The organism is Rothia kristinae (genome assembly GCF_016028855.1).
Lineage (GTDB): Bacteria > Actinomycetota > Actinomycetes > Actinomycetales > Micrococcaceae > Rothia > Rothia kristinae.
The window spans coordinates 1,225,660-1,244,220 of sequence record NZ_CP065738.1 but is presented as its reverse complement, the minus strand read 5'-3'; the positions used below and the strand labels follow the sequence as shown (position 1 = coordinate 1,244,220).

Sequence of the window (18,561 nt, the reverse complement as noted above, 5' to 3'; positions counted from 1 at the left end):
GCTCAGGCCTCCGCGGCGGACTCGTCCGCCGGCACGGGGCCCGCGGAACCCGCCGGGTAGTCCAGCAGGGGCGCGCGACCGTCGTCGTAGGCGGCGCGGATCTCGGAGAGCACCCGCCAGCCCTGCTCGGCGGCCCGCCCGCTGACGCTGAAGGTGCGCCGACCCTCGAAGATCCCGCGCACCACCGAGCCGTAGGGGGTCAGCGGGGCCTGGCGGACGTGGGAGGACAGGGTGATCCGCCCCAGGCCCCGGGAGTCGTACTCCCCGCCCACGTTCGCGTCGATCGCGATGACCTCGTCCTGCAGGCCGATGCGCAGCATCCCCGGGCGGGCCTCCTGCACCCCGGGCAGATCCGCGCTGCGGGCGGAGGGACGGAACCGGATGCGGATCTCCTGACGCGGCTCGCCCACGGCCTTGCCGGAGGCGATGGTCACGGGGACCCCGCGCCACCGCTCGGCGTCCACCGCCAGGGTGGCCCGGGCGTAGGTCTCGGTCTGCCGGGACGGGTCCACCCCGTCCTCGTCCACGTAGGAGGGCAGGCTCTTGCCCCCGGCCTCACCGGCGGTGTAGCGCCCGCGCACCACCGCTGGACCCTCGCCGTCGGCGGCGCTCTCGGCCACCCGGGCCGAGCAGATGATCTCGGCGCTGGCCTCCTGGATCGCCGCGCCGTCGATGTCCCCCTGCGGGTCCATCAGGGTCAGGCCCATGACCTGCAGCAGGTGGGACTGCAGCATGTCCTCGGCCGCCCCCGTGCCGTCGTAGAAGTCCGCCCGGCCCTCCAGGCCCAGGGTCTCCTCGAAGAGGATGTCGATGCTCTCGATGCCCTCCCGGGACCAGGCGGACTCGAAGAGCCGGTTGCCGAAGCGCAGCCCCAGCAGGGACAGCAGCCCGGGCATCCCCAGGAAGTGGTCCACCCGGTACACGTCCTCCTCCGGGACGAGGTCCGCGAGCTTGCCGTCCAGCTCCCTGGCGGAGTCCTCCCCGGTGCCCAGGGGCTTCTCCATCGCGAGGATCAGCCGCCGCGGCAGCCGCCCCTGCTCCTTCAGCCGGGCCAGGGCGTCCACCGTGTCCACCGCTACGGCCGGGGCCAGCGCGAAGTACAGGACCACGGGGCCGGCCTCGTGCTCCAGCAGCCCCGCGAGGTCCTCGGCGTCGGTGGCGTCGCTGACGCGGAACTCCGCCTGCTGCGCGGTGCCCTCGACCACCGGACCGGGCAGGGGGTCAGCCCCCAGGGTCTGGGCGAAGACCTCGCGCACGGTCTGCGGGAACTCGTCATTGGCGTGGCGCCCGGAGCCGATGATCTTCAGCGGCTGGTCCACGGCCCCGGTCGCGAGGTAGGAGGCGATGCCGGGCAGCAGCAGCCGCTCGGTGAGGTCGCCGTTGGCGCCGATGATGACGAAGGTCTGCGGGGTGTCAGTCATGGCTCTCACTCAACCCGTTCGCCCGCGACGAATCCAGGGAGGATCCCGCGCGTTCGCCACGGGGTGAGCGGGCGGCGCTACAGCCGGGTCAGGGCGGCGGCGGAGCGGTCCAGCATGTCCTTGGCGGCGGTGAGGTCCGTGAGGTCGTTGACCACGAAGGAGTAGACCAGCAGGCGCCCGTCCTCGGTGGTGGTGACCCCGGAGAGGGAGGAGACCTTCAGCAGGGTCCCCGTCTTGGCCCGCACGTACCCGCGCCCGGCGGCCTCGTCGGCGGCCTCGAAGCGGGCCGCCAGGGTGCCGTCCAGTCCGGCGGTCGGCAGGGCGGAGACCAGCTGGGCCCGGGCGTCATCGGCCGTGACCGCGTGCTGCACGGTCTGCACCAGGGTCGCGGGGGTGACGCGGTTGCGGTCCGAGAGCCCGCACAGGTCCGCCTGCTCCAGGCCCTCGACGCCGATCCCGTCCCGGGTGAGGGTCTCCCGGACCAGCGCGATCGCGGCCTCCTGAGAGCCCTCCTTCCCGGCGGCCACCGCCGCGTTGCGGCCCAGCACCTCGGCCAGCACGTTGTCCGACTCGTCGAGCATGTACCGAGTCTGCTCCAGCACCGTCGCGGATTCCACCGCACCCAGGCGCTGGGAGGCCTCCCGATCCTGCGCGTCGGCCGCCCCGGCGTCGGTGAAGCTCAGGCCGTGGGCGGACCCGGCGGCATCCAGCTCCCGCAGGTACGCGGCCACGGCGTCCTGGGCGGCGTCGTCCGGGCGGTGGGAGGTCTCCTCCGGGTCGGCGGGCTCCTGGGTGTGATGGTCCCACAGGGCGATGGGGTGCACCCCGGTGACGTAGCCGCTGGCCACGTCCTCCGCGCTCCACGCCGGACTCACCGCGGGGCCGGTGAAGCGGGAGGCGTCCAGGCGCACGGGCACGGTGCCGGTGACCCCGCGGTGGTGCAGGGAGTCCACGGTCTGGCGGGCCAGGTCCCGCAGGCTCGCCCGCCCGTCGACCCCCTGCCGGGCCTCGTCGGGGCTGAGCATGGTGTCCCCGCCGGCGCGCAGCACCACGGACCTCCCGTCCGCCCCGAGGTAGGCGCCCGTCTCGTAGCGGGCGGAGGGGTCCTGGTGGGACAGCAGGGTGTAGGCGGTGAGCAGCTTGAGGTTCGACGCCGGCATCACCGGCTTGGCGGCGTCGTCGGAGTACAGCACGTCCCCGGTGCGCGCGTCGGCGACCTGCGCGGTCAGGGAGCCGCCGCGGAAGTCCCGCTGCGCGGTGCGCAGGGCGCTGGCCACCGCCTCGGAACCGGGCTGCGCGGCGTCCGGGTCCAGGGTGCTCACCGGCGCGGCGGAGGGGCTTGCCGGTGCGGCGGCGGCGATCTGCGGGGTCTCGGTGAGGTCCTCCCAGTGCTCGGCCGCCTGCGGGACGATCACGGCCCCCGAGCCCAGGCAGGCGATGCCGAGGATCCCGGCCGCGGACCACCACCGGCGGGTGCGACGCCGATCCCGGGACGGGGCCTGCGGGGCGGTGCTGCTCATGGCGGGGATCCTTCGAGGCGGCGGGGTGGGCGGGTGCGGCTCCACTCTACCGGGGCGGCGTCGGTTAGCCTGGGGGAAGCCGCCCGCCGCACGGCGGGCACCGCATCCCGATCGCCGAACAGCTGAAGGAGCACATCATGGAGCGCGACGTCACCATCGAGATCCCCCGCGGGTCCCGCGTCAAGTACGAGATCGACCACGAGACCGGGCGGCTGCGCCTGGACCGGGTCCTGTTCACCTCGATGCAGTACCCCACCGCCTACGGGTACTTCGAGGACACCCTGGGCGAGGACGGGGACCCGCTGGATGCGATGGTGATCCTCGACGTCGACGTCGTGCCCGGCGTCATCGTGGAGGCCCGCCCGATCGCCGTGTTCAACATGACCGACGAGGCCGGCGGGGACGCCAAGGTGCTGTGCGTGGCCACCGACAAGCGCTACGACGAGATCCAGGACCTGGGCGACGTCAACCCGTACCTGAAGGACGAGATCCAGCACTTCTTCGAGCGGTACAAGGACCTCGAGGCCGGCAAGTGGGTCAAGGGCGAGGGCTGGGACGGCAAGGAGGCAGCGGAGAAGATGGTCCAGGACGCCATCGAGCGCTTCCAGCACTCGGACTACGACTCCGCCCAGGAGGCCGAGCAGGACTGACGTCCGGCCCCCGCGCAGACCGCGCAGCAGAGGCCGCGCCTCCCGAGAGCTGATCTCTCGGGAGGCGCGGCCTCTGTCGTATCGCATGCCCCGCGCTCAGCCGAAGGCGGCGCGGAAGGCGGTCTCGGCCGCCGACCCGTAGGGCGTGAACAGCACGGTGCGCACGGTCTCGCCGACCTCCTCGGCCGTGGCGCGGACCGTCTCCACGGCGATGCGCGCGGCGTCGTCCATGGGCCAGCCGTAGATCCCCGCGGAGATCGCGGGGAACGCGACCGAGGCGGCACCGAGCTCGGCGGCCACCCGCAGGGACTCCCGGTAGCAGGAGGCCAGCAGGGGCGCCTTCTGCTCGTACTTGGTCTTCGCGTAGGTGGGTCCCACGGTGTGGATGACCCAGCAGGCGGGCAGCTCCCCGGCGGTGGTGGCCGCGGCCTGCCCGGTGGGCAGACCGTCCGGGAAGCGCTCGGCGCGCAGCCGGCGGCAGGCCGCCAGGATCTCGGGTCCCCCGGCGCGGTGGATCGCCCCGTCCACCCCTCCCCCGCCGTACAGGGTGTGGTTGGCGGCGTTGACGATCGCGTCGGCCTGGGTGCGGGTGATGTCCCCGGGTCGGATGATCAGCTCCATGAGCCCCACCCTAGCCGCGGATCCCGGGCCGGTCCGGGCCGGTGCGGAACCACTGCTCAGGTCGCTCGCCCATGTCCCAGAACACCCCCGCCATGATCCGCAGGCCCTCGCGCAGCACGGAGGCCAGCGCGTGCTCATCCGGGGCGTGCTGGTTGGACCCCGGGGGGGGGGAGTGCGGGATCCACACGGTCGGCAGGCCGAGCTGGTCGGCGAACACGGCGTTGGGGATCGTCCCGCCCAGATTCGGCTCGACGGCGGGCTCCCGACCCACGGTCTCGGCGATCGAGACCTCGGCCGCGCGCACCACGGGGGCAGCGGGATCCAGCCGAGTGGCGGGAACCGGTTCATGAGCGCGCACCGTGACGCCGCGGATGCCGCGCTCGCGCAGGACCCGCTCGGCCTTCGCGGCGAAGTCGGAGACGTCCGTGCCGACGACGTAGCGCAGCTGCAGCACAGCGCGCGCCCGGGCGGGGATCGCGTTCTTCGGCTCGGCCGGATCACCGGCCTCCAGAGCGAGGACCTCGACGGTGTTCCACGCGAAGACCCGCTCGTTCGGGCTCAGCCCCGGCTCGCCCCAGTCACGGTCGACGGCCGGGCCGCCGTCGTCGGCGGGCTCGGGCAGGGCCTGCACGGCCCGGCGCACGGGGTCGGGGATCCGCGAGGGGCGCAGGAAGTCCGCGCGGATCACCCCGTCCCCGTCCACGAAGGCGCCGATCGCGGCGGCCAGGACGGTCGCGGGGTTGCGCACTCGCCCGCCCCAGTTGCCGGAGTGCAGGTCCCCGGAGCGCTCTTCCACCACGAGCTCGAAGCCCAGCGCGCCGCGGGAGCCGAGGAACAGGGTGGGCGCCTGTGCGTCCAGCCGCGGCCCGTCCGAGCCGATGAACAGGTCCGCGGCGAGGTCCCCGGCGTGCTCGCGGACGATCTCGCTCAGCCCCACGGAGCCGGCCTCCTCGCCCATCTCGATGAGGACGGTGACGTTGTACGCGAGCTTCCCGCGCACCCCGATGACGGCGCCGAGGGCGCACAGGTCGACGGTGTGCTGGCCCTTGTTGTCCGCGCTGCCCCGGCCGTAGAGGGCATCGCCCTCGATGCTCAGGTGCCAGGGGCTGCGGCCCTCGCTCCAGTCGTCCGCGTGCCCGAACTGCACGTCGCCGTGCCCGTACACGAGCACGGTGGGCAGCTGCGGATCCTCGACGCGCCGGCCGATGATCGCGGGATGGTTCGCCGAGACGGGGTTCTGCGCGATCCGCCAGGAGAATCCGAGCTCCTCCAGCTGGGGAGCGATCTCCTCGGTGAGGTAGGCCATCGCCCGGTCCCGGTGCCCGCCACCCTGGCTCTCGGTGCGCCGGGCGACCCGGGCGCGGAGCAGGTTCACGAGGGCGTCGTAGGTATCTGCGGAGGCCTCGATCGCCCGTTCGCGGGAAGCCTCGGAGCCGGTGACGGAGGGCAGCGGGTCGCTGTTCTCCCGTGCAGGGTCAGGGGATGGCATGGGGCTCTCCTCCAGGTGGTGGCTGCCGCCTTCAGCCCAGGACGCGGTCCTCGGCCTCGGCCTTGGTCTCCCCGCCCACGGGCACGGCCTTCTTGGCTCCGCGGGAGAGGTCGATGATGTAGCCGACGATCGCGGCGGCCAGGGTGGGGAAGAACCAGCCGAGCTCCTGCTCGTAGCCCGGGGCCCAGCCGGTCAGCGGCTCGATCCAGGAGGAGCCCCAGCCGAGGGAATCGGCGCTCATCAGGGCGGACCAGATGATGGCCACGGTCAGGGAGAACACGTAGGTCAGGTTCAGGCGACGACGCAGCAGCGGCTCGACCAGGGTCAGGAAGATCAGGGTGATCGCGGCCGGGTAGAGGAAGCCGACGATGGGCCCGGCGATCGCGATGACGGTGCTCAGCCCCAGCGTGGAGACGAGGAAAGCGATGATCGTGAAGATGACGGCCCACCAGCGGTAGGGGATCGCGGGCACGAGCTTGGCGAAGAACTCGGAGGTGGCGCCCAGCAGACCCACCGAGGTGGTCAGGCAGGCCAGCAGGACGATCAGACCGAAGACCCACGCGCCGGGCCGGCCCATGGTCTGGGCGGCCGCCGCGGAGAGCAGGGACGCGCCGTCGGGGTAGCCGGCGGCGTCGGGGATCCGGTGCCCGATCACCCCCAGGCCCACGTACACCACGGCCAGCAGCACCCCGGCGATGATCCCGGACAGGCTCACCCCGCGCACCAGGGACGGGCCGGTGGGCACGCCCTTCTGGCGCAGCGCGGAGACCACCACGATGCCGAAGGCCAGGGCCGCGAGGGAGTCCATGGTCAGGTACCCCTCCAGGAACCCGGCGGAATAGGGGTGGCTGGCGTACTCCTCGGTCGCGGCACCGGGATCCGAGTGCAGATTGGCGATGCCCAGGACCACCATGATCACCAGCAGGATGATCAGGGCGGGCGTGAGGAACTTGCCGAGGGCGTCCACGATGTTGCGCGGGTCGAAGGCCAGGGCGAGGGTGATGAGGAAGAACACCGCGGAGAAGAGGGCGGTGGCGCCCCAGGAGTCCCAGCCGAAGTTGGGGGTGATGGTGGTGGAGAAGCTGACCGTGGCGGTGCGCGGCAGGGCGTAGAAGGCGCCGATGGACAGGTAGATCAGCACCGGGAAGATCACGCCGAAGATCCGCCCACCGCGGCTGGCCAGGTCCTGCACGTCCCGACCGGTGATGGCGATGGCCAGCACGGCCAGCACCGGCAGGAGCACCCCGGAGCTGAGGAAGCCGAGCACCGCGGGCACGAAGCTCTCACCGGAGGACGCCCCGAGGATGGGCGGGAAGATGAGGTTGCCCGCCCCGAAGAACATGGAGAACAGCATCATCGCCGCGACGACGATGACCACCCCGGTGCGTTCGGTGCGGCGGGGGCGGCCGGGGGCCGCTTCGGGGGCGTTGGTCATGGGGGTCCTCCGGCGGTGAGCCTGACGATGCGAGTGGAGAGCGCCCCCAGCTTAGACCTCGCTCTCACTCTCCGGCCACGCGTACCACTATGTGAAACACTGCCGAGGGGCGCCGGGGCGCGTCCCACCCGATGGGAGGCCCGCGGGAGACGAGGGCGGCGTCGGGACGGCTCAGCACGCAGTCGGACCGTGGGTGGGGCGACCGGCCAGGAAGGTGGCCCAGACCCGCATCCCGCGCAGCCGCGCCCCGGTCTCGGCGGTGTCCGCGGCCGGGGCCAGGGGGTTGTCCTCCACGATGGCCAGGTCCGCGACGTCGCCGTCGGCCGGCACCAGACGGCCCCCGGTCGAGGCCCGCAGCGCGGCCTGCGCGCCGATGGCCTCCTCCGGGTGCCAGGCGGGACGGGCGTCCCCGGAGCGGTGAACGGCCGCGGCCATCTCCAGCCAGGGATCCAGCGGGGAGACCGGCGCGTCGGAGCCGAAGGCCAGCGGGATCCCCGCGGCCAGCATGGAGGCGAGCATGAAGCTGCGCTCGGCCCGATCCGCCCACAGCACGTCGGTGACGTCCCGGTCATCCAGCAGGTGCGCCGGCTGCACGCTGGCGGTGATCCCCAGAGCGGCCATGCGGGGCAGGTCCTCCCGGCGCATCAGCTGGGCGTGCTCGATGGACCCGCGCGCCCCGGTGGCGGCGTAGGCGTCCAGGGCGTGGCGCACGGCGGCGTCGCCGATGGCGTGCAGGGCCACCTGAAGCCCCGCCTCGTGGGCCGCGCCCAGCAGGCGTCGCAGGCGCTGCGGACTCTCGTTCTGCACCCCGGAGGGGCGGGTGGGATCCGGGGAGCCCAGATAGGGGGAGCAGCAGTGGGCGGTGCGGGTGCCCAGGGATCCGTCGGAGATGATCTTCAGCGGCCCCATCCGCAGCAGCCCCTCCGGGTCCTGTTCCGGGGAGCACAGCCGGTCCCCGGTGCGCAGCCCGGCCTCGACGACCTCCTCCAGGTGCTCCTGGTACACCCCGGTGCGCACGCGCAGCAGGTTCAGCCCCGCGGCCAGGCGCTCGGGCCAGACCCGGTGGTTGGCGGCGAATTCCAGGTCCACCAGGCCCACCACGCCGCGGTAGGCGGCATCGCGCAGCGTCTGCGGGATGAGTCGGGCGGTGTCCGGCATGTGCCGCTCCAGCTGGGAGTACAGGGGGAACCAGCGGTTCTCGGACAGGGCGCCGTCGGTGTCGGGGGCGCCGAGCAGCCGCAGGGCGGCGGTGTTGAGCCAGCCGTTGTGCATGTCCCCGCTGATCAGCACGACGGGGCGGGGCCCGGTCACGGCGTCCAGCTCGGCCACGGTGGGCTGGCGCGGCCACACGGAGGAGCGGTAGCCGAAGCCGAACAGGGCCTCTCCGGGGTCCAGGTCCCCGTCGCGCTCGCGGCGGGAGAGGTGCGCGCGCACGGTCTGCAGGGCCTGTTCGGCACTGTCGGCCGCGGTGAGGTCCAGGCGGGTGCGGGCCTGGGCCCACTGGTCCACGTGCACGTGCCGGTCCCACAGGCCGGGGATCAGCCAACGGCCCTCGGCCTCCAGCACCTGCTCCCCCGGTTCCGGGGCGAGGGCCCCGGGCGGGCTCAGGCGCACGCGCCCGTCCCGGATCCGCGCGTCCAGGGTCCGGCCGGTGCGGGGATCGCGGAGAGTGCGCAGGAGGTGTCCGGTGCTCATGCCTACTGTTCTACACGGGCCGCACACCCGTATGCCGTGCGTCCGGGATCACACCGGCCCGGGGCCGGCGGGGATGCGGAACGCCGACGGACGCCCCGGGAGGTCTTCGACCCGCACCCGGGCCGTCTGCCCCGGTCCTGGCTCAGGCGCCCCGGTGGGTGACCCGCCGGCCGCCCCCGGACCGCTCGACCCCCGGCTCCAGCTCCGGGTCCTGATCCAGCTCGGCCAGGGGGCGCCCGGCCATGTCCCGGACCATCGCGACCACGGGGATCCCGAAGAGCACGGCCACGGCGGTGGAGTACACGGCCGGGGCCAGAGCGGAGCCGGTGGCGGACATCAGCCACGTGGCCAGGAACGGGGAGAGGCCCCCGAACAGGACGGTGGCGAGGTTGTAGCCGATGGCCATGCCGGAGAACCGGCCCACCGCGGTGAACTGCTCCGGGACGGCGGCCGCGGCGATCGCGGACCACCCGGCGGCGGGCACCGCGAGCAGGGCCACGCCGACCATGGCCGAACCGGGGCCGGCGTGGGTGAGCATCAGGTAGGCCGGGATGGTGCTGACCGCGATGATCGCGACGAACGCGGCCAGCAGCGCGCGCCGTCCGAACCGGTCCGAGGCCAGCCCGATCAGCGGGGTCACGACGATCGCGACGACGGCGGCGATGGTGCCCAGGCCGAGGGAGCCCGCGGACTCCAGGTGCGCGGCCTCCTCCAGGTAGGCGGGCACGTTGGTGATGTTCAGGAAGTACGTCACGGACCCGATGGAGGAGATGAGGAACGCCAGCAGCACCGACTTCGGGTGGGTGCGCAGCACGGCGATCAGCGGGGAGCGGGCGGCCTGTGCGGTGCTGCGCTGGGTGTGCTCGAAGGTCTCGGTCTCCACCATGAGCCGGCGCAGCGGGATCATCAGGGCCGCGAGCGCCCCGCCGATCAGGAACAGCACCCGCCAGCCCCACCCGTCCAGGTCCTCGGGGCTCAGCTGCACGGCCATGACGGTGCCCAGCCCCACGGCCAGCAGGGAGCCGACCTCGCTGTTGGCCGCGGCCCAGCTGGCGGCGAAGCCGCGGCGGCCGTCCTTCGCGGATTCCATGAGGAAGACCATGATGCCGGTGTACTCAGCACCCACGGAGAAGCCGGCCAGGCAGCGCAGGGCGATGACGGTGACCGCGCCCCAAACGCCCCAGGTCTCCTGGCCGGGGACGAGGGCGATGCCGGCCATCGCCACGGCCATCAGGCTCGCGGAGATCACCAGGGAGGATTTGCGGCCGATCCGGTCCCCGAGGTGCCCGAAGACCATCGCGCCGATGGGACGGAAGAGGAAGCCGACCGAGCCGATGGCCAGGGTCATCAGCAGGGATCCCTCATACGGGCCGAAGAAGACGCGGGACAGGCTCGTGGAGACGTAGAAGAAGATCGAGAAGTCGTACCACTCCACGACGGTGCCGAAGGCAGCCACGAGCATGGAGAGCCGACGCCGCCTCCCGGTGACGGCCGCGGGCGGGGCGGGCTGGTGGGCGGCGGTCGAAGCCATGGGGAGGTCCTGACGTGGGCGGCGGTGGGGCGCGGCCGACGACGCGGCGAAGCCCCTGGTCAGACCAGCCTAATGCCCCTCCGCCGGAACCCGAAAGGCTCGCAATGCTTTCCTGCCGGGGAGGGGTGGACTCCCTGAGAGGAGGGCTCAGAGGCGGATCCCGGCGCGGGCGGCGTCGAGGGTCTGGGCGACCTCTTCGGTCCGCGGGTGCTCGGCGCCGAGGGTGGTCTCGGCCCGCTCGCGCAGCGCTTCCAGCTCCTGCACGGAGGCCTCCAGCGCTCCGGCGTAGCGCAGCTCGTCGGCGGCGAACAGCCCCAGCGCGATCTCCTCCTCGTCCCCCAGGATCTCGGCCTCGCGGTAGGCGTCCAGGGCTTCGATCAGCCGATCGTGGGCATCCCGATGGGCGCGGGAGACCCGGCCGCGGGGGTCCTGCTCCGCCTCGACCTGCTCCGGCAGGCCCCGGGCCAGGGCGGCCTCGGTGAGCAGCTCGCGGTGCTCCTCGGTGGGGTCCGCGACCACCATCTCCAGCAGCTTCCGGTACTCGGTCCGGGCGGCGTCGTGCTGATCCCGGATCATCAGGTGGGCGTGGGTCAGGGCGGTGCGCTGCAGCTCGTCCAGGTCCTCCCACCCGCGGTGCAGCTGCTCCTCGGCCTCGGCCACCAGCCCCAGCCGCTCCAGGAGCCCGGCGAGCTGGCGGCGCAGCTGCAGGGTCTGCGGGTCCTGTTCCCCGCGCCGCTGCTCGGTGTCCGCCACCAGGGACTCCAGGGCGGACCGGGAGGCTGCCGGGTCGTAGGCGTAGGCCAGCTCCTGGCCGAAGCTGCGGCGCAGGGCGGCGGCCTGGGCGGAGTCCGCGCCGTAGTAGTGGTGCACCCGCACGAGCAGCCGACGCAGGGCCTTGGCCCCGGCGTCGAAGCGGCCGGCGGCGAACAGCACGACCACCCGCAGCCGCAGGGCCTCGAAGGTCAGGGCGTGGTCGGGGCCGAGCACCTGATCGGCCTCGCCCAGCAGCCGGGTCAGTCCCTCGGCGGCGTCGCCGGTGCGTCCCGCGCGCAGCTGCACGCGGGACAGGTGCAGCTGGGCTTCGGCCAGCTGCTCGGAGAACCGCGCTCCGGCGGCGGCCCAGCTGGCCACGGTCTCCTGCAGGGCGGAGATGGCCTCGTCGGCGCGCTCGGCGGACTCGAGCACGGCGGCCTTCTGCTGGAGCAGGAAGCTGCGCTGGGCGGCTGATGACTCATCCGATGCGGCCGAGGTCTGCCGGATGAGCTCGTCGAACAGCTCCAGGGCCCGGTCGACCTGGCCGCCGGCGGCCAGGGCCGTGGCGCGGTAGGAGGCCACCTGCACGGTGAACGGGTCGCGCTCCCCCAGCTGGGTGCGCGCCTCGTCCAGCAGCCTCTCGGCCGCGTCGGGATCCGGGGAGGGCAGGGCGACCTGCTCCTCGAACCGGGTGTGCAGGGTCTGGGCGTCAGCGGCGCTGCTGGGCATCTGGCTCACCTTCCGTGGTTCGGCGCGATGTGCTGTCAGTCCCATTGTCCCACTGTGGGGCTCAGTCGTTCTCCCAGTCAGGGTTCTGCGGGCGCACCGGGATGCGGTCGCGCCTGTAGGTGATGTCCGTGTACCCGTGGGGCACGGGGCGGCCGTTCTCATCCACGGAGACGAACACGATCTTCTCGATGGACAGGATCAGCCGGCGGGTCAGCATGTTGCGGACCTCGCAGCGCATGGTCACCGAGGTCCGCCCGAAGCGGGTGGCCTTCAGCCCCATCTCGATCATGTCCCCCTGCACCGCGGAGGAGACGAAGTTGATCTCGGAGATCAGCTTGGTCACCGCGCGCCGGTTGCCGGTCTGCAGGATCGCGTAGATCGCGGCCTCCTCGTCGATCCAGCGCAGCAGGGAGCCGCCGAAGAGGGTGCCGTGCGCGTTGAGGTCCTCCGGCTTGACCCACTTGCGGGTGTGGAAGTTCATGCCGTCGTCCACCACGGACAGCTCGGCGGTGTTCGGGGAGATCGGGTATTCGGCCATACATCCCACTGTAGGCCGCGCACCACGGGATCATTCAGGTTTGACGGTGATGACCGGACACTCCGCCTCGAGGATGATCTGCTGGGCCGCGGAGCCCAGCAGGATCTTCCCGACGGGGCTGCGCCGGCGCACCCCGACGACCACCGCCTCCACGTCCCCATCACCGGTCGCATCCACGAGGTCTCCGACGGCGCTGCGGCTGCGCGGATCCGGCCGCTGCACGCGCACCCGATCCGGGTCCAGCCCGGTCAGCTCGGGGGCCCGCGGGTCCGGCTCGGCATCGTCCACCGGGAACAGGATCAGGTCGGCGTCGCGCCGCTGGGCCTCCCGCACGGCGAACTCGCGGGCGGCGCGCCCGGCGGGGGTGTCGGTGTGGGCCAGGATGATGCTCACGGATGGGTCTCCTCGGTGCGTCACGGGCTCTGCGGTGCCCCGGTTGGCGGGGCGCCGTCCCCTCACTGTAGGGTGAATCACACTCGCCGTCGAGCCCGGGACCCGTGCTCGACACCCATCGATCGCCCACCGCCCAGGAGGCTCCCCGTGGCATCCGACCGCGACCAGCAGACCCCGTGGGGATCCGACCCGTACGACCCCGCAGCCCCCGATGCCGGTCCGACCGGTCCCGGCTCCGGCCCTGCGCCCGAAGCGCCGGACGCCGCGGCGTCGGAAGCCGGCCCCACCCGCCGCTCGGTGCTGCGCTGGGGCCTGGGCGGGGTCATCGCCCTGGCCGCTATCGGCACCGCCTCCTACGGCTCCATCAGCTCGGCCTCGGCGGGCCGGGACCTGCGCTCGGCCCTGACGATCATCGCCCCGGCCGCGGCCGGCGGCGGCTGGGACACCGTGGCGCGGGAGATGCAGCAGGCCCAGCGCGCCGAGGGCATCGTGAACAACACCCAGGTGGTCAACATGCCGGGGGCCGGCGGGACCATCGCCCTGGGCAACCTCTCCGTGCTGGAGGGCCAGCCCGGCAACCTCATGGTCGGCGGCACCGGGCAGCTGGCGGCGACCATCAAGTACGGCTCCGCCGCGACCTATGCGGACGTGAACCCGCTGGCCATCACCGTGGAGGAGTACGACGTCGTCGTGGTGCCCGGGGACTCCGAGTTCCGCACCCTGGGGCAGCTGATGGACGCCTGGAAGGCGGACCCGCGCTCCATCCCGTGGACCGGCGGCGGCTCCTTCGACCAGCTGGTGATCGCCGAGCTGGCGATGGCCGCGGGCATCGACCCGCAGACCATGATCTACGTGAACTCCGACGGCGGCGGGGAATCCGCGGCGGCCCTGATGAACGGCACCGCCACCGCCGCGGCCAGCGGCTACCCGGACTCCATCGACCAGATCGAATCCGGGCGCCTACAGGCCCTGGCGCTGGTCGCGAAGGAACGCCCCGAGGGCATCGACCTGCCGACCACCGTGGAGCAGGGCTACGACGTGACCCTGGCGAACTGGCGGCTGCTGGTGGCCCCCGGCGGCATCACCGACGAGGACCGTGCGGGGCTGCTGGAGATCATCGAGGAGACCATCGCGACCCCGCAGTGGCGGGAGGCGATCACGCGCTACCACTGGAACGAGAACGTGGTGACCGGTCAGGAGCTGACGGACTTCCTGGACCGGGAGAAGCGGCGGATCGGCGAGCTGTACGAGGAGCTGGGACTGTGAGCACCGCATCGAGCACGCGCGCACCCCGGTCGCGGCCCACGGAGACCCGGCCGCGATGGGCCCGGGAGCTGATCATGCCGGCCGTTCTCGCAGCCGTCGCGACGTACCTGCTGATCGGCTGCGCGGCCATGGAGGTCCCCGACTCGACGGCCTTCCCTGGACCGCGGTTCTTCCCCCTGGTCATCGCCGTCGGAATCCTGGTGCTGACGGTGGCCGAGGTGGTGCGGATCGTGCGCTCCCGCACCCGGCCCGCCACGGAGGCCGACGACGACGACGCGGATGCCGCTGCCGGGGCCGTGACGGCAGGTGAGGGCGAGCCCCCGGCCGCCCCCGGCTTCTCCTGGGCCTCGCTGGCCTGGGTGGTGGGCGGCTTCCTGATCTTCGCCTTGTTGCTGGAGACCCTCGGCTGGGTGATCGGCGGCGGGCTGCTGTTCTGGGCGGTGGCCCGCGGCTTCGGGGCCCGTCGCGACCTGGTGAGCCTGGTGGCGGGTCTCACGGTCAGCTCCCTGGCATACATCCTGTTCGACATGGTCCTGGGGCTGAACCTGCCCTCCGGGATTCTGGGAGGCGGTTTCTGATGGATGCGATCTCGCTGCTCGCGGAGGGCTTCGCCGGGGCGCTGACCTGGCAGAACCTGTTCTGGGTGGTGCTGGGCTGTCTGCTGGGCACCGCCGTCGGGGTGATTCCCGGGCTGGGGTCCTCGATGGCGGTGGCCCTGCTGCTGCCGGTGACCTTCGCCCTGGAGCCCACGGCCGCGTTCATCATGTTCTCCGGGGTGTACTTCGGCGGGCTGTTCGGGGATTCCACGATGGGCATCCTCATGAACACCCCGGGGCAGGCCTCCGCGATCGCCTCGACCTTCGAGGGCCACAAGATGGCGCTGAACGGGCGGGCCGCCCAGGCCCTGGCCACGGCCGCGATCGGCGCGTTCATCGGCGGCTTCGTCTCCTCGGTGGCCGTGGTGTTCCTGGCCCCGTGGCTGGCGGACCTGTCCGCGAGCTTCGGGCCGGCCGAGTACTTCGCCCTGGCCCTGTTCGCGTTCGTCGCGACCTCCTCGGTGGTCACCGACTCGGCGGTGGAGGGCCTGCTGTCGCTGCTGCTGGGGCTGGGCATCGCCGTCGTCGGGGTGGACGCCGTGACCGGCGTGCCCCGGTTCACCATGGACTCCCCGTACCTGTTCGACGGGATCTCACTCGTGACGGTGACGGTGGCGGTCCTCGCCCTGGGGGAGGTCATCCACTGCGCGGTGGTGGATCGCTTCGCACGAGCGGGGAAGATGGTGAACTCCACGGGGCGGCCCTGGCTGTCCCGGAAGGAGATGCGCGAGGCCGCCCCGGCCTGGGCGCGCGGCACCCTGATCGGCCTGCCCTTCGGGGTCATCCCCGCGGGTGGTGCGGACATCCCCACGTTCCTGGCCTACGGGGTGGAGCGGCGCCTGGACCGACGTCGACGACGCCCGCAGTTCGGCCGGGGCGCGATCCGCGGGCTGGCCGCCCCGGAGGCGGCGGGCAACTCCACCACGGGCATGGCGATGGGGGCGCTGCTGGCCCTGGGCCTGCCGATCTCCGCGACGGCGGCGATCATGCTGGCCGCCTTCCGCCAGTACGGACTGCAGCCGGGCCCGCTGCTGTTCGAGCGCTCTCCGGACCTGGTGTGGGCACTGCTGGCGAGCTTCTTCGTCGCGATGGTCGTGCTGCTGATCATCAACCTGCCCTTCGCGATGGTGTGGGCCAAGCTGCTGCTGATCCCCAAGCCGTACCTGTACGCCGGGATCACGGTGTTCTGCGCGCTGGGGATCTACGCGACCAGCGGGGAGGTCTTCGACCTGCTGATGCTGCTGGGGGTCGGGGTCCTGGGGTTCCTGATGCGCCTGCACGGCTACCCGCTGGCGCCCCTGGTCATCGGCATGGTGCTGGGCCCGCTGGCGGAGACCAACCTGCGCGACGCCCTGATCTCCTCCGACGGGAACGCGGGCGTGCTGGTGGACAGCCCCATCGCCCTCGGGATGTACGCCGTGCTGCTGGTGGTGCTGGCGCTGACCGTGCGCTCGAAGGTGACCTCCCGGACCCGCCGGGACACCTGAGCCGGCTCTGGCTCGGGGTTCCTGAGGTCCCGGGGTCAGCCTTCCGGGGAGCCCTCGGCGTCCCGAGAGCGGGGCCGGCGGGGCCGGCGTCGGGTGCGACGGGGCCGTTTCAGCCACGACTGGTACAGGCGCGTGGTCCACGGCAGCACCCAGTACACCATCGTGGGGGTGGCCAGGAGGATCACCAGGAGGATCTTCACCAGGAACGGCGCCTGCGGCACCACGTGCCCGACGATGTAGTTGGCCAGGGCGGAGACCGGGTAGAAGCCGGTGAAGATGACGATGGCCTGCTTCCACCGCGGCGGGACCACGTCCGGCTCGGCCTCGTCCTGCGGGGTGTCGAACCACCGCTCGATGCCGGTGCGCTTGACGTGGCGGAACTCGCGGACGTGGCTGTGGAACTCCGCCATCCACGCCTGCCGCTGCGGGGAGTCCGCCCAGGTGCGCAGGGTGTCCTCGGAGGAGAAGCGCAGCAGCATGTGCCAGACGGTGGAGTCCTCGTGGGCGCGCACTCAGCCGGAGCCGAGGTATCCGGGGAAGCCCGCGACGATGGACTGGCCGCGGGCCACCCAGTCCTCCACCTCGGTGACGGCCCCGGGATCGACGTCGCGGGTGATCTGCACGGTGACGGGAAGGCTCATGGGCCACAGTGTATGACCCGGATGTTTCGGATCTGGAGCGGCGGGGCGCCGGTGCCCGGGCCCGTAGGATCGGGGGCGTGAAACCCGCGCGCCCCGAGTCCTCCGCCGAACCTGCCGCCCGTCCCGCCTCCGGGGCGGGGCGCTGGATCCTGCTCGCCCTGGGCGCGGCGTTCCTGCTGGTGCAGCTCTACGGCCTCTACGCCCCGGCCCAGCCCGACGGACCCGACGGCCTGCTGGACCTGCCGGGGATGGACAAGCTCGCGCACCTGGGCATGTTCGTCCTGCCCGCGCTGTTCCTCCGGGCGGCCGGGGTGCGCTGGCGGCTGCTCGCCGTCGTCTTCGCCGCCCACGCCGTGCTCTCCGAGGTCATCCAGGGCACCCTGCTGCCGCACCGTTCCGCGGACCCGCTGGATGCCCTGGCCGACGTCGTCGGGCTGAGCCTCGGCCTGCTGGCCGGCACCGCGATCCTGCGGCGCCGGCCCGCCTGAATCAGTCCTCCAGACCCTTGCCCGTCGGGGAGACGAGGATCTTCACGGCGGTCTCGTTGTGGTTGATGAGGGTGTCGAAGCCCTTGTCCACCAGGTCGTCCAGCCCGATCTTCCCGGTGATGAACGGCTTGAGGTCCACCTTCCCCTGCTCCACCAGGGCGATGGTGTCCGGGTGGTCGCCGCAGTAGCCGATGGTGCCGCGCAGGTCGATCTCCTTCATGACCAGCTTGTGCATGTCCACCGCGGGCTTGTGCCCCCAGATCGAGACGTTGACGATCACCCCGGTGGGCCGCACGGCGTCGAGCAGCATGTCCAGCACCACGTCCACCGACGTGCACTCGAAGCCCACATCAGCCCCCTTGCCGTCGGTGAGCTTCCGCACCTCCTCCACGACGTCGACCTCCTTGGGGCTGAAGGCGTGGTCGGCGACCCCGGCGTCCAGGGCCTTCTGGCGCCGCAGCTCGGACAGCTCCGAGATGATCACGGTGAGCCCCTCGGCCTTGAGCACCGCCGCGGTGAGCACCCCGATGGGCCCGGCCCCGCCGATGATCGCGACGTCCCCGGCCTTCGCGCCGGAGCGCACGTAGGCGTGGTGGGCGACGGACAGCGGCTCGATCAGCGCCGCCTCGTCCAGCGGGACGTCGTCGGAGACGGGGTGGACCCAGTGGCGCTTGACGGAGATCTGCTCCGCCAGGCCGCCGCCGCGACCGCCCAGCCCGATGAAGTTCATGTCCGGGCTGAGGTGGTAGTTCGGCTGGTCCTCGTCCTCCTCGCGGATGATGTAGGGCTCCACGACCACGTGCTGGCCGACCTCGAGGTCATCCACGCCCTCGCCGAGGGCCGCGACGGTGCCGGACATCTCGTGCCCGAGGGTCACGGGGGCGGACTCCCCGGAGATGGGGTGCGGGTGCCCGTGCGGGGGCACGAAGATCGGGCCGTCGAGGTACTCGTGCAGGTCGGTGCCGCAGATCCCGCACCAGGCGACGTCGATCAGCACCTCCCCCGCGGCGGGCGTCGGCGCATCGATCTCCTCGATGCGGATGTCGTGGTTGTCGTAGTAGCGGGCTGCGCGCATCGGTGCACTCCTTCGTGACGGATCCTGTTCAGCACCTTCCACGGTAGTCCCGCCGCGGATCCGCCGGGCCCGGATGACACCGGTGTTGCGCCGCGGGGCCGACCCGCACGGTACCCCACCCGGCGCCCCCGGAGGTCCCGGTGTCCGCGGACCGGATCGTGCATCCCGAGCCGGATCATCCGACTCACACTGCACGATCCAGTCCCAGAAGACACTGGCGGCACAGAATCCTG

The 18,561-nt window shown here is 72.5% G+C and carries 18 protein-coding genes; 5 read left to right on the top strand and 13 right to left on the bottom strand.

What is annotated here, in order from left to right:
• Positions 1 to 2: 2 nt before the first annotated feature.
• Both I6G21_RS05510 and dacB read right to left on the bottom strand, forming a co-directional pair.
• Entirely contained in the window at positions 3 to 1,421 is a 1,419-nt protein-coding gene (locus I6G21_RS05510) for a glucose-6-phosphate dehydrogenase (RefSeq protein ID WP_129357943.1), read from the bottom strand.
• A 77-nt stretch (positions 1,422 to 1,498) separates the two neighbouring features.
• The gene (dacB, locus tag I6G21_RS05505) at positions 1,499 to 2,941 is read right to left on the bottom strand and encodes a D-alanyl-D-alanine carboxypeptidase/D-alanyl-D-alanine endopeptidase (protein WP_061225385.1); all 1,443 of its coding nucleotides are present in this window, start codon (positions 2,939 to 2,941) and stop codon (positions 1,499 to 1,501) included.
• 137 nt (positions 2,942 to 3,078) lie between these two features.
• On the opposite strand from dacB, the gene I6G21_RS05500 reads away from it, so the two are divergent.
• On the top strand, positions 3,079 to 3,591 hold the full coding sequence (locus I6G21_RS05500) for an inorganic diphosphatase (protein ID WP_058731650.1): 513 nt from the start codon (positions 3,079 to 3,081) through the stop codon (positions 3,589 to 3,591).
• Between the two features lie 96 nt (positions 3,592 to 3,687).
• Here the strand turns inward: I6G21_RS05500 and I6G21_RS05495 are convergent, their stop codons facing one another.
• From I6G21_RS05495 to I6G21_RS05460, 8 genes are all read right to left on the bottom strand, one after another.
• A complete protein-coding gene (locus I6G21_RS05495) occupies positions 3,688 to 4,212 on the bottom strand; it encodes an O-acetyl-ADP-ribose deacetylase (protein WP_058731651.1) in 525 nt (174 codons plus the stop codon).
• Positions 4,213 to 4,222: 10 nt separating this feature from the next.
• Entirely contained in the window at positions 4,223 to 5,701 is a 1,479-nt protein-coding gene (locus I6G21_RS05490; protein ID WP_129357944.1) for a M20/M25/M40 family metallo-hydrolase, read from the bottom strand.
• Positions 5,702 to 5,732: 31 nt separating this feature from the next.
• Positions 5,733 to 7,136, bottom strand: coding sequence for a branched-chain amino acid transport system II carrier protein (brnQ, locus tag I6G21_RS05485; protein WP_064724969.1), 1,404 nt, complete (start codon positions 7,134 to 7,136; stop codon positions 5,733 to 5,735).
• 171 nt (positions 7,137 to 7,307) lie between these two features.
• Entirely contained in the window at positions 7,308 to 8,831 is a 1,524-nt protein-coding gene (locus I6G21_RS05480; protein ID WP_197939439.1) for an amidohydrolase, read from the bottom strand.
• A 142-nt stretch (positions 8,832 to 8,973) separates the two neighbouring features.
• Positions 8,974 to 10,362, bottom strand: coding sequence for an MFS transporter (locus tag I6G21_RS05475; protein WP_058743435.1), 1,389 nt, complete (start codon positions 10,360 to 10,362; stop codon positions 8,974 to 8,976).
• 147 nt (positions 10,363 to 10,509) lie between these two features.
• Positions 10,510 to 11,844 (bottom strand): ATP-binding protein, encoded by a 1,335-nt coding sequence (locus tag I6G21_RS05470; RefSeq protein WP_129357945.1) that lies wholly within the window; start codon positions 11,842 to 11,844, stop codon positions 10,510 to 10,512.
• Between the two features lie 61 nt (positions 11,845 to 11,905).
• Positions 11,906 to 12,325 (bottom strand): acyl-CoA thioesterase, encoded by a 420-nt coding sequence (locus I6G21_RS05465; RefSeq protein WP_100463857.1) that lies wholly within the window; start codon positions 12,323 to 12,325, stop codon positions 11,906 to 11,908.
• Between the two features lie 87 nt (positions 12,326 to 12,412).
• Positions 12,413 to 12,775 carry a universal stress protein gene (locus I6G21_RS05460; protein WP_129357946.1) on the bottom strand — a complete coding sequence of 121 codons (363 nt, stop codon included), beginning with the start codon at positions 12,773 to 12,775 and terminating at the stop codon, positions 12,413 to 12,415.
• A 297-nt stretch (positions 12,776 to 13,072) separates the two neighbouring features.
• On the opposite strand from I6G21_RS05460, the gene I6G21_RS05455 reads away from it, so the two are divergent.
• Genes I6G21_RS05455 through I6G21_RS05445 form a run of 3 tightly spaced genes read left to right on the top strand, consistent with a single transcriptional unit; the run spans position 13,073 to position 16,124 of the window.
• Positions 13,073 to 14,041, top strand: a complete 969-nt coding sequence (locus I6G21_RS05455) for a tripartite tricarboxylate transporter substrate binding protein (protein WP_193554010.1) — start codon at positions 13,073 to 13,075, stop codon at positions 14,039 to 14,041.
• Positions 14,038 to 14,619, top strand: coding sequence for a tripartite tricarboxylate transporter TctB family protein (locus I6G21_RS05450; protein WP_058731061.1), 582 nt, complete (start codon positions 14,038 to 14,040; stop codon positions 14,617 to 14,619). The genes I6G21_RS05455 and I6G21_RS05450 overlap by 4 nt, the downstream gene beginning before the upstream one ends.
• Entirely contained in the window at positions 14,619 to 16,124 is a 1,506-nt protein-coding gene (locus I6G21_RS05445; protein WP_129357948.1) for a tripartite tricarboxylate transporter permease, read from the top strand. The genes I6G21_RS05450 and I6G21_RS05445 overlap by 1 nt, the downstream gene beginning before the upstream one ends.
• 35 nt (positions 16,125 to 16,159) lie before the next feature.
• Here the strand turns inward: I6G21_RS05445 and I6G21_RS05440 are convergent, their stop codons facing one another.
• On the bottom strand, positions 16,160 to 16,636 hold the full coding sequence (locus I6G21_RS05440) for an antibiotic biosynthesis monooxygenase (RefSeq protein ID WP_129357949.1): 477 nt from the start codon (positions 16,634 to 16,636) through the stop codon (positions 16,160 to 16,162).
• Entirely contained in the window at positions 16,637 to 16,765 is a 129-nt protein-coding gene (locus I6G21_RS10800; RefSeq protein WP_260006706.1) for a hypothetical protein, read from the bottom strand.
• A 77-nt stretch (positions 16,766 to 16,842) separates the two neighbouring features.
• Between I6G21_RS10800 and I6G21_RS05435 the strand changes: the two genes are divergently transcribed.
• Positions 16,843 to 17,253, top strand: a complete 411-nt coding sequence (locus tag I6G21_RS05435) for a VanZ family protein (protein WP_129357950.1) — start codon at positions 16,843 to 16,845, stop codon at positions 17,251 to 17,253.
• A 1-nt stretch (position 17,254) separates the two neighbouring features.
• On the opposite strand, the gene I6G21_RS05430 is transcribed toward I6G21_RS05435, so the two are convergent.
• The gene (locus I6G21_RS05430; protein ID WP_129357951.1) at positions 17,255 to 18,328 is read right to left on the bottom strand and encodes a 2,3-butanediol dehydrogenase; all 1,074 of its coding nucleotides are present in this window, start codon (positions 18,326 to 18,328) and stop codon (positions 17,255 to 17,257) included.
• Positions 18,329 to 18,561 lie beyond the last annotated feature (233 nt).